This is a genomic window from Mucilaginibacter sp. P2_A5 (genome assembly GCF_056404995.1).
The window spans coordinates 176,113-190,499 of the sequence record NZ_JBFUCY010000014.1 but is presented as its reverse complement, the minus strand read 5'-3'; the positions used below and the strand labels follow the sequence as shown (position 1 = coordinate 190,499).

The following is a 14,387-nucleotide window of genomic DNA, read 5'->3' as shown; positions in this document are numbered from 1 at the left end:
AACTCACAACTCACAACTCACAACTCACAACTCACAACTCACAACTCACAACTCACAACTCACAACTCACAACTCACAACTCACAACTCACAACTCACAACTCACAACTCACAACTCACAACTCACAACTCACAACTCACAACTCACAACTCACTACTCACTACTCACAACTCACAACTCACAACTCAAAACTCACTACTCAAAACTCACAACTCAAAACTCACTACTCACTACTCACTACTCACAACTCACCAAAGTGATTTACAATAAAAAGAACATTTTTATAAACCGTGTTATCCATTACTATGTAAAGTGGATAGTAGCGCGGCAGTTTCATGAGGTGTTGTTTAATGATGTCGGGGTTGATAAAAACAAATCGGTGCTGCTGATAGCCAATCATTTTAGTTTTTGGGACGGGCTGATATTGTATTGCGTAACCCAAAAGCTATTAAAAAAGCAATACCACGTAATGGTAGAGGAAAAAACGGTGCATATGCTGCATTACCTTAAATTTGCGGGTGCTTTTTCAATCAATAAAAAATCAAGGGACATCATCGAATCGCTTGATTATGCTGCCCGGCTGTTGGATGATCCGCAGAACCTGGTGCTTATTTTTCCGCAGGGGAAGTTGTTTTCAAATTATGTGGAGGATGTACGTTTTGACAAAGGCGTATTCCGGATCATGAAAAAAGCGCATGGCAAATACCAGTTGATATTTGCTTCAACATTTATTCAGTACTTTAAACACAAAAAGAGCACTGCTACCGTTTACTTAAAAAGCGATAACAATAACTATACTACTATAACAGCGTTAAAAGAAGCTTATCAGCAACATTACAGCAGCTCAAAACTGCTTCAAACCGAATTTGATATATAAAAGTGACAGTAATTATATTAATCACCCTTTTTTTTATCATCCTGCGCTTTACAGTTACGCTGTTCAACTTTATATCCGACCCTAAGTTGCGGCGGGTAGCTAAACACTATACCGATAAAGTATCCATCCTCATCCCCGCCCGGAACGAGGCGGGCAATATACTAACCCTGCTGCAATCCATCCATCAGCAGGATTACCAACATTACGAAGTACTGGTGCTTGATGATGGCTCAACCGATGATACCTACACGGTGTGTGCAAAATTTGCAAAGACACACCCTCAATTTAAGGTTATTAAAGGCGACGAGCTCCCTGCCGGATGGATAGGTAAAAATTTTGCCTGCCACCAGCTTGCCTTACAGGCCAATGGCGACTACCTGCTTTTTTTGGATGCCGATGAGCGTGTGCAGCCCGGTTTAATTAATAGTGCCGTACACCGCATGCATACGGGCAAACTGGGCCTGCTAAGCCTGTTTGCCAACCAGGAAATGCAAACTACCGGCGAGAGACTTGTAGTACCGCTGATGCATTTTATTTTGCTGAACCTGTTACCGGTGCGGTTGATATCGCTGGTAAAAAACCCTTCTGTAGCGGCCGCCAGCGGGCAGTTCATGCTGTTTGATGCCGCTATTTACCACCAGCAGCAATGGCATAAAGCGGTTAAAGACAAAGTAGTAGAGGATGTAGAGATTATGAGGCTGATAAAAACCAAAGCGTATAACGGCGAGGCCCTGCTGGCCAACGGCATGATCAGTTGCCGAATGTATAAAAGCTATAACGAGGCCCTGGCGGGCTTTAGCAAAAATTTTTTGGCGGCATTTAACTATAGCATCCTGGGCTTTTTAATGTACCTGCTGCTGGTTATTTTTTTTCCGTTGATGCTATTCATGACGCTGAACCTGCCGCTCATACTGTTTATGTGCGGGCTCATCATCCTTACCCGCATTATGATCTCGCTGGAATCAGGACAAAATGCTTTATATAATGTATTATTGCATCCGCTGCAAATGCTTAACATGATGTTCATCGCTTTTATATCCATTCAAAAATATCTTACCAAAACCACCGTATGGAAGGGGCGGAAGATTTGAACACGCAATTATCAACCGGCAGCGTAAAAACAGAGCGCATTGCCATAATTATTATTATACTTTTTCATGCGGTAGGCATCATAGGGTTTAACTTATCGGGGTTCGATACTAAATTTCTGGATCTTGTACCCTGGCATTTATTGCTCATGATGGGCGTTATCATCTGGAGCCATAACCGCCCTGATGCTAAGTTCGGGTTGTTTGCATTGCTCCTGTTTATAGTGGGTTTTGGTGCCGAGCTGATTGGCGTACACACCAGCTGGTTATTTGGCAGCTACACCTATGGCGACACGCTGGGCATTAAGTTATTTAACGTGCCGCCGATGATTGGCGTAAACTGGTTTTTGCTTGTTTATGCTACCGGCGTGCTCATGCAGCGCAGCCGGGTCAAAAATATTTACGCCCGCATTTTAACCGGCGCATTGCTGCTGGTTTCGCTTGATGTGCTGATCGAACCTATCGCTATCCATTTTGATTACTGGCATTGGACAAGCGGCACCATCCCCATAAAAAATTACCTGTCATGGTTTGTTCTGAGCGGGTTGATGCTTTTTATATTCGAGAAATTTAAATTCCCTCCCCAAAGTAAAGCGGCCCCCGTTTTACTGGTAATGGAATTTGTGTTTTTTATGGTTTTAGGCCTGGTAAATTGATGGGGGATATTTAAAATTTACCGCTATCAGGCAGCGGTCTTTTTAGCCTTGAAGAAAAAATGTGTCTGACTGAAATAGCTGAAACAGGCTATAAATACGGTGGCTATAATTTTTGATGGTGTTGGATAAATGCCCAGCCAATCAACAAGTACCTTCAGGAAAATTACATTCAGCAGGATACAGATAGCATTCACCATAATAAACCGCGAAAGCTGCCCCCTTTTGCTCAGGCCCGATTCTTTAAAAACGATATACCTGTTCAGGTAAAACCCCGTACAAAAAGATATGCTGAAAGATAAAGCCAGCGAAGCAATGTGCGGGCTTAAAGTATATGCCCCGATATGCAGGTTTTCCTTTTTAAAAATGAAATTGTAGCAAAATGAAAACAGCGTAATATCAAACACCACATTGCCCCCGCCACATGCCGCGTACCGGAAGGTGTGCAAGGGCATCCATTTTTTAAAAGGCATGTAAAACAGATCAATAATGTTAAAAATAGTCCGCCTTATAAAATCGTGTACCTTTCTCATAGATAATGGCAAAGGTAAAATAATTAAAATAAAGTAGGGTGAACTATGCAGCCGGCAAGGCAATCGCTTTTAAAAACTTGATGTAGAAAGGTAACCCCTGCGGGGCATAAAAAAAATTTGACATTTTTCTACAAACAGGTAGCCTCTACGAGGCAAGCGTCTTTATTTGTCTTGTCTACGATGCCTCGTAGAGGCTACCTGTTTGTAGCTATATTTATCTAAATTTCTTTTATGCCCCGCAGGGGTTACCCATCTCGGCGTTTAAAATACTATTACATGAGGTAAAAAAGTCTAAACGCGATTTCCCTATGTAGCCGGCTTGTCTTAACAAGCGGCAGGCAGATTAAATATCTTCGCGTTTCAGCGTATTTGCTTTAAACCCCTCTCCCACTCATAACTCATCCATCAAACCAAGGCATTACCCCGTTGTGTTTTCGTTAAAATTAACTGCGACAGAAGCGTATCACAAATATTTTTAACGTTTTCAAAATCCCTCAACCCAACGTTTAAACGTGCATTTTCAATTTATTACCTATGTGATACAAGCGTATCAAAATATTCACAATATACTATATATCAGCTATTTATGTAAATTTTATTTGTTAATTCCATTTTAAATCACCTAAATTTGACTTATAATAATAAACCATACATAAGCCTGTATTCCTGGAAAACTATTTTGAACGATGCCGTTTTGCCGGTGGTAACTTGATGGTGTTTTAAACATTAGTTAAACCAATAAAGCGATTTAGCAATACCCAACAGGCTTTTTGCCATGGATTTCTTGTGCAATCAATTAAACCAAATAATAAATTTTATGAACATCAACTACAATTTAAAGCGGCTTGCAGCCCTCACCCTGCTACCCGCGGCCTTGTTGTTTTCCTGTAAAAAGGATGCCAACACAGGCGAAGCCAAAGCACTGCCAACTAACGAAACGGTAGCCCGCGCTGCCAATGAGGTGGTAAATGCCTGGGTAACCACAAGCGATCAATCAAAACTGTTACAGGCACAAGCCAGTTTCAATTTCGCTGCCGACGCCGGCACCAACGCCACCACCGTAACTGTCGACGAAAACACCACCTACCAGGGCATTGATGGCTTTGGCTTTACCCTAACCGGCGGCAGCGCCGGTTTATTGAACGGCCTGGGCGGCAACCAGGCAGCAGTTTTAAGTGAGCTTTTTGGTACGGCCAACGGGCAAATCGGCATCAGTTATCTGCGGATCAGTATCGGCGCATCCGACTTAAGTTCGAGTGATTTTACTTACAACCAGGTGGCCGGCGATGTAAACATGAACAATTTCAGCATCAGCCAGGAAAACCAGGATATGCTGCCCATCCTGAAAAAGATCATCGCCATAAATCCATCCATCAAAATTATAGCTACCCCATGGACGGCCCCCACCTGGATGAAGGTGAACACCACGGGTAATAACGGCTATACCGGCGGGAGCTTAAATACCGCATACTATGATGCGTACGCCCGTTATTTTGTAAAATACCTGCAGGCCATGCAGGCGCAGGGCATCACCATTGATGCCATTACACCGCAAAACGAACCGCTTAACCCATACAATAACCCAAGTATGGTAATGCAGGCAACAGAGCAGGCTAATTTTATCAAAAACAATCTTGGTCCGCAGATAAGGGCCGCCGGTTTTGCTACCAAGATCATCGCTTATGACCATAATGCCGATGTACCCAGCTATGCCACCACGGTTTTAGGCGATGCCGGCGCAAACCCCTATGTTGATGGATCGGCTTTTCACCTGTATGCGGGCGATATCAGTGCCTTAACAACCGTGCATAATGCCTACCCTAACAAAAACGTGTACTTCACGGAGCAATGGGTTGGCGCTCCAAGCAATTTTGGCGGCGATTTGTCATGGCACATAAATACCCTCATTATTGGCGCTACGCGCAACTGGAGCCGCAACGTATTGGAATGGAACCTGGCTGCCGACCCCAACAACAACCCGCATACTGCCGGTGGCTGCAGTACCTGCCTTGGTGGTATCACCGTTAGCGGAACATCCATTACCCGCAATGTTGGTTATTATATTATTGGCCACGCCGCCCGTTTTGTACGACCGGGAGCTGTGCGCATTTCGTCCAACCTTTCGGGCAGTATCCAGAATGTAGCCTTTAAAAACTCTGATGGCAGCAAGGTGCTTATCGCCCTTAACAACGGCTCATCGGCGGTAAGCTTCAAGGTGAAATGGGGTGCCGAGTCATTTACCTATTCGCTAGCCGCAGGCGCCGTGGCAACCTTTAAGTGGAGCGGCACACAGTCAAACGGTTCATCCGGCGCGCCAATAGGCTCCGTTATTACCCTGAAAGGCATTAACAATCAATATGTAAGCAGCGAGAACGGCACCACCGCCATGAACTGTAACCGCCCAACCGCATCGGCATGGGAGCAATTTACCGTGGTTGATGCCGGCGCCGGTAAAATAGCGCTGAAAGGCATGGGCAAGTATGTATCCAGCGAAAACGGTACGCAAGCTATTACCTGTAACCGCACTACTATCGGCGATTGGGAAAAATTTGACTGGGTAGTTAACGCCGATGGCAAAATATCGCTCAAGGGCAATAACAGCAAGTATGTATCCAGCGAAAACGGCACACAACCCATGACCTGTAACCGGGCCACCATATCCGGCTGGGAAGCTTTTGGGGTGAACCAGTAAAATCAAATCGTTAAAAAAAATGATTGTCACCCTGAGTGGTGAAATTCGCGAAGTTCTGAAAGGGAAATGACATACAAAATAAAAGACTGTCATCCTGAGGTACGAAGGATCTATTGGCGAACTTTTCCGGCCGCCATGCAAGGCGTAGAATAGATTCTTCGTACCTCAGAATGACAGGAAAATTGATATGTCATAGGTAGATACGAAGGATCTGCCAGCTTTGCATAACCTGTAGAAAAGTTCGCGAATAGATGCTTCGTTCCTCAGCATGACAGGATTAATATCTCAATTTATTTCTCACCAATACGCAATCAATCAACTATAACAAAAATACCAATCTTATGAAATCAATTCTAAACTTAAAAAAGGGCGCTTTCACGGTAGTAGCCCTGGCTGCTTTAGCCATCTCCTGTAAAAAGGATACCAACAGGCAAACATCTGCAGCCGCTGCCGAAGCCAACCAAACCACCACGCCCAGGGCGGCAACCCTTGTATGGAGCGATGAATTTAACGGCACCAGCGTAAACACCGCCAACTGGAACATTGACAATGGTAACCCGAATGTTAACAACGAGAAGGAATATTATCAATCGGCCAATGCCACGGTGTCGGGCGGGTATTTAACTATAACCGCGCGTAAGCAAACTGTTGGGGGCCAGCCTTACACCTCCGCCAAGTTAACAACTGCAGGTAAGTTTCAGCCTACTTATGGGCGTATTGAAGCCAGCATTAAACTACCCGCGGTACAAGGCACCTGGCCGGCATTTTGGATGCTGGGTGCTAATATAGGCACGGTAGGATGGCCTCAATGCGGCGAAATTGACATTATGGAACAGGTAAACACCTCCAATACCATATTGGGCACCATGCACTGGTATAATAATGGGCACAGCCAGTATGGCGGCAGTACCACAACTACGCCAACAGGTTTCCATACCTACGCGGTGGAATGGGACACCAATTCTATCAAGTGGTATGTTGATAATACGCTGTATGTAACCGGGAATATAGCCGGCAACATTAACAACACCGGCGCTTTCCACAATCCCTTCTTCATCATCCTTAATCTGGCTATAGGCGGCGATCTGCCCGGCAATACCATCAACGATGGCGCTTTGCCATGTAACATGGTGGTTGATTATGTGCGGGTGTACACCCTTTCGGGCAGCAGCACATCGCCGCCAATTGGTTCAAACATTACCTTAAAAGGTTTTAACAACCAGTACGTAAGCGGCGAAAATGGCACGCAAGCTATGTGGTGCAACCGTGCAACCGCACAGGCCTGGGAAACCTTTACTGTTGTAGATGCCGGCGGTGGCAAAGTGGCCCTGCAAAGCATGGGTAAATATGTATCGAGCGAAAACGGCACCCAGGCCATTACCTGTAACCGCACCACCATTGGCGACTGGGAAAAATTCGACTGGATAACTACTTCGGACGGGAAGGTTACTCTGAGAGGCAATAACGGTAAATTTATTTCGAGCGAAAATGGCACACAGGCCATGACCTGTACCCGGGCAACAGCAGCGGGATGGGAAGCGTTTGGCATAAATCAATAGTTAACATTTATATTAGCCAGCCTTTAACCATAAGGGCTGGCTAATTTTTTACCTGATGAACAAGTTCACAAGCTTTTATTTTATACTGATGATTAGTGCCTGCCTTGTTCATGCGCAGCAGGTTGAAAAAAAACTTCAGGTTGATGTTGGTACGGGTTACTTACAGGAAAACTTTCGCTGGTCTATATCGGGCAATATCAGCGGTCAAAACCCCAACGTGCTTTCAGAACTTAAATGGATGAAGGTTGGCGGCCAAAATGCAGCCGCATCCGTCAGCTACAACCTCTGGAAACGTTTTGTTGTTTATGGCGATTACTCCCGGCAGTTCATATCATCCGGCACAGTGAACGACAGCGATTACGGTGCCGATAACCGCAGCAATAATACTTACAACCAAACTTTCAACGCCAATAAAGGCAGTACCAGTTTATGGGACCTTGGTGTTGGGTACATTATTTTTAATAAATATCGTTTTAGCATGGTACCTTATATTGGTTATAGCGAGAGTAAGGAAGCTCTCCGCTTGCTTGATCGCGGTGGTATGTTCCCGAATTTGAACAGCTCTTATGCTCCCCAATGGAAAGGCGGGTTTTTAAAAATCATTTCATTTGTAACGATCGTTCCAAAATTAAAATTCAAGGCTGATGTTACCTATCACCAGGTAAGCTACAACAGCAATGGCAACTGGAATTTGATCACCAGTTTTCAGCACCCGGTAAGTTATCGTCATCATGCCAATGGTTATGGCATCGAAACCGGCGCTAAATGGAGTTATGATATTACCAAACACGTTGCCATCCAAATTGGCGGCGGCTATTTTACCTGGCAAACCGGCAACGGCACCGACTTGCTTTACCTCAATAATGGCCAAATTGACAAAACTCAATTGAATGGTGTATCGCGGGTTGGTCTCGGGTTATCGGGAGGTGTAAGTTTGGGGTGGTAAAGGTGCATAATGGGTATTTCTACGGTGAGGCGTAGGTAAGGTGTAATTACAGTGGCAGCGCCAGCTGATCGCCTGGCCCAGCCTCTTTTTCTCCTTTTTGTTTCGGCACAATATCACCAAAGTTGGATAGCGAAATCCCTAGCAACCGGATGCGGGTATCCTCGGGATTGGTGGCCGCCATCAGTTGTTTTGCTGTATTGCTGATGGTTTCCAAATCATTGAAGGCAGTGGAGAATGATTGGTTTCTGGTGATCTGTTTAAAATCGCTGTATTTTACTTTGAGGGTGAGCGTGCGGCCTTTTAATTCATATTTAAGCAAACGGTCATGAACCACCTGTGCAATTTTATCCAGTTCGGCTTCCATTTCGGGCAAGGTGGTAAGGTCATAAGCGAAAGTGTCTTCGGCACCTAATGATTTGGTTTCGCGGTGGGGCTGTACTTCCCGGTTATCAATACCGCGCACTATCTGGTAGTAAAAGCGGCCGGGTTTGCCAAAATGCCGGGTCATTTCCTCCTCGCTAAGTTTTTTAAGGTCGGCTCCGGTATGCAGGCCCATCTGCTTCATTTTTTGCGCGGTAACCTTGCCTACACCAAAAAACTTTTCTACCGGCAATTGCTCCATAAAGTTTTCAATACTTGATGGGCCGATAAACTTCAATCCGTCGGGCTTATTAATGTCCGAAGCGATCTTGGCTACAAATTTATTGATAGATACGCCGGCGGACGCCGTGAGGTTAAGTTCGTCTTTTATTGCTTGTTTTATCTGTTTGGCAATATCAATTGCCGAGCCGATGTTGAGTTTATCGTTGGTAACGTCAAGGTAGGCCTCGTCTAACGATAAGGGTTCTATCAGGTCGGTATACCGGCTGAAGATCTCCCTGATATGCTGCGATACCTCTTTATATGCGGCAAACCGCGGCCGCACAAACAGGGCATCCGGGCAAAGCTGTAATGCCCGTTTGGACGACATTGCCGAGCGCACCCCAAACTTACGCGCCTCGTAACTTGCCGTAGCCACTACCCCACCCCGGCCCTGAGGTAAACCGCCAACTACCAGTGGCTTGCCACGATATTCAGGAAAGTCCCGCTGCTCAACCGACGCGTAAAATGCATCCATATCAATATGGATAATTTTGCGGATGATTTGTGTGGGTTGGTTTTGCATGGATAATTTGGTGGCCGTTATACAGAAGTATACCACTGTAAATATAGTAAATAGTAGTTTTTACTGGCCTTGTTGCTGCCTCTTATTGGCCATAGGCCGACTGCTCAAATTTATAACACAGATAGTTTATAGCGTTGAAGACGGAGGAATAATACTATCTTTAAACTTTCAATTATACCTTCATGAAAAGACGCTCTTTTGTAAAATCAACCATAATGGGTGTTGTAACCGCAACCGTTTTACCCGCTGTAAGCAACGCTGATACCATGCATACCGAAGTGCCGATAGAAGAATATTATGAACTAAGGGTTTATAGCTTAAAAGACGCAAACCAGCAAAACCTGGTGGAAGATTATTTGCAACATGCTTTAATACCGGCGTTAAACCATCATACCATCAAACGGGCTGGCGTATTTACTGAGCTAAAGCCCGAAGGGCAAACCAGGGTATTTGTACTTATTCCCTATGTTTCCCCGTCTCAAATTGACAGGATTCAAAAGCTGGTTAACGGCGATAAAGACTATATCGCCAAAGCTGCAGCTTACCTTAATGCCCCGGCTACCTCGCCTGCTTATGAACGTATAGAAAGTTCCCTTTTAAAAGCATTTCCCGATACAGCCCTCACTGCAGCGCCCGAAAAGAAACCGCGCATTTTTGAATTACGCCAATATCAGAGCGCAAGCGAAGCCGCCGGTAAAAAGAAGATAGAAATGTTTACCGGCCAGGGCGAAATAGATATTTTTAAACGCCTTGGTTTTAACCCGGTTTTCTGGGGCGAAACTGTGATTGGCCCCCTGAGGCCCAACCTTACCTACATGATCACCTTTGATGACCTGGACGCTAAAGATGCCCATTGGAAAGCCTTTGTCAGCGACCCGCAATGGAAAAAGATAAGCAGCGTGCCCGAATATGCAGATGCGCTGCTTGTCAGCAAAATAACATCAACTATGCTGGCACCTACGGCTTATTCGCAGATATAAACGCTAATAATTATTTGTGTGTTATTTCTTTCTTTGAGTTTTTACGCCTTACCAACGGCTTCAGCGGCAATGCCGATTGTTTGATATCGGCATTTGCTTTAACCGGCCCAACAAGGTTGCCTGTTTCATAGGCCGACGGGATCCATTGCAAATCGAGTTTGTTTATGCTGCTCATGAAATTGTTTGATGTATGGCGGCTGAAGGTGATTTTGTGATTGAGTAATATACTCATAATTTAAGATTTGTTTTTAAATCCCCCTCCAACAGATAATCGCATTAAACTTTTTACCATGTAGTGGCTTTAACGCTGAAATAGGTAGCCCGCTACGGGGCATAAAAGAATTTTAGATAAATTGCTACAAACAGGTTGCCTCTACGAGGCAATCGCCTTTTTTTTATACAAATGAGTAGACACGACGAGGCATCATGACGTACAAGGTTGTGTATCGTCCTAAAAAAGTCTACCGTTTTTTAGATAATCTTGCTATGTGTCTACAGTGTTTTGACATTATGCCTCGTAGAGGCTACCTGTTTGTAGAACAAAGTTCAAATGTATCTTTTGCCCCGTAGGGGCTACCTTTTTACATTATTTTTTAAACACGATTGCTACCCTTCCGGGCATTTGTTTATTGCGGGATTGCTAAACAAACAACAGTTTGAAGTTATAACTACCAGTTTAAAAAAAATTAACTGGCTGAAAACAATTTTGTCATTCAATAGTAATCATTAATCAATCGATTAACAATTTAGCCCCGCCCCTCTTTGACTAATCAATCGTTTGATTAATTTTGTGCCGTTAAAACAATGGACAAAGATAAAATAGACAAAAAAGACCACATCCTTGACGTCGCCGAACGCGTATTTGCCGACTATGGATTTGATGGTGCTTCTACCCGGACAATTTCGGGCGAGGCCGGTGTTAATATGGCTATGCTCAATTACTATTTCGGTTCAAAAGAAGGCCTTTTCCTGGCAATTTTTGAGCGTAAGATCTCGTCGTTCCGCACACTGCTTCAAAATATAGGTAATGACGACAGCATGACCGCCTGGTGCAAGCTTGATAAATGTATTGACAATTATGTAGAACGCATTATTGTGAATAACTGCTTCCAAAAGCTCATCAGCCGCGAAATATCAATGAACAAACGCTGGAGCCTTACCGATAAGATCATCGAAATATTAATGGTAAATGTTGTCGAGATCAGGAAGATAATTGAAGAGGGCGTTAATAATGGCAGCTTTTATAAGGACATTGATGTTCCGATGGTGATAGCAACCATATTCGGCACCAAAAATTATGTAATCAATATGCCGCAATTATCATCCCTGATATTAGGCCATGATGTTCGCGATGAAAAATTTATGGAAGAAGAGCTGAAGCCCAGGATTAAAGCATATATGAAAAGACTTTTAAAAGCTTATTTAGTAAATGAACATGACAACTCAAAATAATAAAACCGACTACCTTAAACTGTTGAAAAACACAGTTAGCGCGTTTTGGAGGTATGGTACCGCCTTCGCGGTATCAGGTTTGCTGTTTGCAGGAACGGCAACTGCCCAGGACCGCACCATCACTTTAGATGAGGCCATTAAGCTGGGCCTTGATAACAGCAAGGTGCTTAAGCTATCACAAGCTAAAATTGACCAGGCTGTATCGCAATACAACCAGACTAAAGACCAGGCTTTGCCAACCGGTAAAGTAAGTTACGGTTACAACCATGCCGAAATACCTGCCAATAAGCTTTCGCTTGGCGAAAGCAGCTTTAATTTACCTGCCAGGGCCGATGCTTACTTAGGCATACTATCGTTAAGCGAAGTGCTTTATGCCGGTGGTAAATACAAATATGCCCGCGAATCGACAGATTTGCTTACCCAGGTTGCCCGTTTGGATGTGGTTAATGATAAAGACCAGATTACCTACGATATCATCAACTCATACTATAATCTGTATAAGGTATTGCAAAGCAAAAAAGTAGTAGCGCAAAATTTAACTACTATTGATGCGCAGATCAAGCAATCGCAAAGGTTTTTTGAGCAGGGTTTGGTTACCAAAAATGATGTGTTACGTTTCCAGTTACAACGTTCAAATGTTGAACTGAACGGCATCGACCTGGAAACCAATCGCCGGATCATCAATTACAACCTGGATGTCTTGTTAGGCCTGCCCGAAGGCACCCAACTTAATATAGATCAGATAACCGAGGTTGACAGACCAGTTGCCCCTTTAAGCAATTACCTTGATACAGCCTACGCAAGCCGTGTTGAATTGCAACAGGCAGATTTACATGGTAAAGTTGCCGAAACCAGCATCAAAAATATAAAGGCCAACACATTGCCAACATTAGCGGCATCAGGAAGCGCGTATTATGTGGACGTAAACTCGAACCCGATTCCTAAAAGCGGGCAGTTTATTACACCAATATCAGTTGGCTTAACCCTTTCCTGGAACTTTGGCAACTTGTGGACAAATAAAAACAAGGTTACCGAAGCTAAAATTCAGCGCGAACAGGTAACCATAAACAAAAGCATTACGGTTGACCGCATTAAAAACGAAGTAAACCAAAACTACCAGAACTGGACAATGGCCCTGGATAAGATTAAGCTTTTACAAACCTCAATTGAACAGGCGGGTGAAAACAATAAGATCCTCGAATCGAAATACAAAAGCAATATAGCATCAGCTACCGATAGGGCCGACGCCGAAACACTGCTTTACCAGGCGCAGATAAACCTGGAGCTGGCTAAAGCCGATGCAGGGCTGGCTTACTACACTTTACTAAAATCAACAGGAAAAATCAACAACAAATAATACTTAAACCAGATAATAAGATGGCACAGGCACAAGAAACTCAGGAACAGGAACCAAAAAAGAAACCAAATAAGGTTATCCCTATTATATTAGGCATATTGCTTGTTGGTGGTATCATTTTCGGTATCAAAGAATACTTATACTACGGCAAGCACATTGATACAGATGATGCCCAGATTGATGGCGATATAAGCCCCGTAGTTGCCCGCGTAGGCGGATACGTTGATTCTATTTATTTTGAAGAAAACAGCCACGTTACAGCTGGCCAAACTTTAGTTAAAATTGACGACCACGATTACAAAATAAAATTAGAGCAGGCACAGGCAGCACAGGTTGGGGCAAGCGCCGGCATTAATGTTAACCAATCGCAGATTTATGCTACGCAGGCAAATTCATCAAGCGCAAGGGCGCAGGTTGAATCAAATGCAGCCCGCTTAGATAAAGTGCAGAAAGATTACGCCCGTTATGCAAACCTTATAAAAGATGGATCGGTAACCCAGCAACAATTTGACCAGGCCAAAGCCGATCTTGATGTAGCAAAGGCAAACCTTAGGGCATCACAAGATCAATACAAAGCGGCGGTTGAGCAAGTTGGCACTACCCGCAGCCAGTTAAAGGTTACCAACACCGGCGTAACCCAGAAACAGGTTGATATAGACTATGCCAAATTACAGTTAAGCTACACCACTATAAAAGCGCCATCAAGCGGTTTAGCCGCCAAAAAAAGCGTACAGTTGGGCCAGTTGGTACAGGCAGGGCAAACACTATTCAGCATCGTAAACGATAATAGTTTATTTATAACCGCCAACTTCAAAGAAACGCAGCTTACAGATATGAAAAACGGGCAAAAAGTTGAAGTTGAGGTTGATGCTTATCCTGATTTAAAAGTTGAGGGCGTGATTTATAACTTTTCGCCTGCTACAGGTGCTAAATTTTCCTTATTGCCGCCAGATAATGCAACCGGTAACTTTGTAAAAGTTGTACAACGCGTACCCGTTAAAATTAAAATAACCGCCGAAAAGGCAACTATGGATAAATTACGCCCAGGTATGAGTGTAAGTGTTTCTGTAATTAAATAATAATAT

13 protein-coding genes are annotated in these 14,387 nt (G+C 44.0%); 10 read left to right on the top strand and 3 right to left on the bottom strand.

Annotation, left to right across the window (positions count from 1 at the left end; all coding sequences use genetic code 11):
* Positions 1 to 256 precede the first annotated feature (256 nt).
* Genes AC1DXF_RS14320 through AC1DXF_RS14310 form a run of 3 tightly spaced genes read left to right on the top strand, consistent with a single transcriptional unit; the run spans position 257 to position 2,621 of the window.
* Entirely contained in the window at positions 257 to 877 is a 621-nt protein-coding gene (locus AC1DXF_RS14320; RefSeq protein WP_477449421.1) for a lysophospholipid acyltransferase family protein, read from the top strand.
* Between the two features lie 2 nt (positions 878 to 879).
* Entirely contained in the window at positions 880 to 1,968 is a 1,089-nt protein-coding gene (locus AC1DXF_RS14315; protein ID WP_477449420.1) for a glycosyltransferase family 2 protein, read from the top strand.
* Positions 1,947 to 2,621 (top strand): carotenoid biosynthesis protein, encoded by a 675-nt coding sequence (locus AC1DXF_RS14310; RefSeq protein WP_477449419.1) that lies wholly within the window; start codon positions 1,947 to 1,949, stop codon positions 2,619 to 2,621. Before AC1DXF_RS14315 ends, AC1DXF_RS14310 begins: the two co-directional genes overlap by 22 nt.
* A 26-nt stretch (positions 2,622 to 2,647) precedes the next feature.
* On the opposite strand, the gene AC1DXF_RS14305 is transcribed toward AC1DXF_RS14310, so the two are convergent.
* A complete protein-coding gene (locus tag AC1DXF_RS14305; protein ID WP_477449418.1) occupies positions 2,648 to 3,151 on the bottom strand; it encodes a GtrA family protein in 504 nt (167 codons plus the stop codon).
* A gap of 817 nt (positions 3,152 to 3,968) precedes the next feature.
* On the opposite strand from AC1DXF_RS14305, the gene AC1DXF_RS14300 reads away from it, so the two are divergent.
* The 3 genes from AC1DXF_RS14300 to AC1DXF_RS14290 all read left to right on the top strand — a co-directional run bounded on the left by AC1DXF_RS14300 (position 3,969) and on the right by AC1DXF_RS14290 (position 8,348).
* Positions 3,969 to 5,843 (top strand): glycoside hydrolase family 30 beta sandwich domain-containing protein, encoded by a 1,875-nt coding sequence (locus tag AC1DXF_RS14300; protein ID WP_477449417.1) that lies wholly within the window; start codon positions 3,969 to 3,971, stop codon positions 5,841 to 5,843.
* A gap of 341 nt (positions 5,844 to 6,184) precedes the next feature.
* Positions 6,185 to 7,402, top strand: a complete 1,218-nt coding sequence (locus tag AC1DXF_RS14295) for a family 16 glycosylhydrolase (RefSeq protein WP_477449416.1) — start codon at positions 6,185 to 6,187, stop codon at positions 7,400 to 7,402.
* A gap of 55 nt (positions 7,403 to 7,457) precedes the next feature.
* Positions 7,458 to 8,348 (top strand): hypothetical protein, encoded by an 891-nt coding sequence (locus AC1DXF_RS14290; RefSeq protein WP_477449415.1) that lies wholly within the window; start codon positions 7,458 to 7,460, stop codon positions 8,346 to 8,348.
* Between the two features lie 46 nt (positions 8,349 to 8,394).
* Here the strand turns inward: AC1DXF_RS14290 and dinB are convergent, their stop codons facing one another.
* Positions 8,395 to 9,513, bottom strand: coding sequence for a DNA polymerase IV (gene dinB, locus AC1DXF_RS14285; RefSeq protein WP_477449414.1), 1,119 nt, complete (start codon positions 9,511 to 9,513; stop codon positions 8,395 to 8,397).
* Between the two features lie 182 nt (positions 9,514 to 9,695).
* On the opposite strand from dinB, the gene AC1DXF_RS14280 reads away from it, so the two are divergent.
* A complete protein-coding gene (locus AC1DXF_RS14280) occupies positions 9,696 to 10,493 on the top strand; it encodes an NIPSNAP family protein (protein WP_477449413.1) in 798 nt (265 codons plus the stop codon).
* A 10-nt stretch (positions 10,494 to 10,503) separates the two neighbouring features.
* On the opposite strand, the gene AC1DXF_RS14275 is transcribed toward AC1DXF_RS14280, so the two are convergent.
* Entirely contained in the window at positions 10,504 to 10,725 is a 222-nt protein-coding gene (locus AC1DXF_RS14275; RefSeq protein WP_477449412.1) for a hypothetical protein, read from the bottom strand.
* A 572-nt stretch (positions 10,726 to 11,297) separates the two neighbouring features.
* Between AC1DXF_RS14275 and AC1DXF_RS14270 the strand changes: the two genes are divergently transcribed.
* The 3 genes from AC1DXF_RS14270 to AC1DXF_RS14260 are packed head-to-tail and all read left to right on the top strand — an operon-like array spanning position 11,298 to position 14,381.
* On the top strand, positions 11,298 to 11,945 hold the full coding sequence (locus tag AC1DXF_RS14270) for a TetR/AcrR family transcriptional regulator (protein WP_477449411.1): 648 nt from the start codon (positions 11,298 to 11,300) through the stop codon (positions 11,943 to 11,945).
* On the top strand, positions 11,929 to 13,302 hold the full coding sequence (locus AC1DXF_RS14265; protein ID WP_477449410.1) for a TolC family protein: 1,374 nt from the start codon (positions 11,929 to 11,931) through the stop codon (positions 13,300 to 13,302). Before AC1DXF_RS14270 ends, AC1DXF_RS14265 begins: the two co-directional genes overlap by 17 nt.
* Positions 13,303 to 13,322: 20 nt before the next feature.
* The gene (locus tag AC1DXF_RS14260) at positions 13,323 to 14,381 is read left to right on the top strand and encodes an HlyD family secretion protein (RefSeq protein WP_477449409.1); all 1,059 of its coding nucleotides are present in this window, start codon (positions 13,323 to 13,325) and stop codon (positions 14,379 to 14,381) included.
* The last annotated feature ends 6 nt before the right edge of the window (positions 14,382 to 14,387 follow it).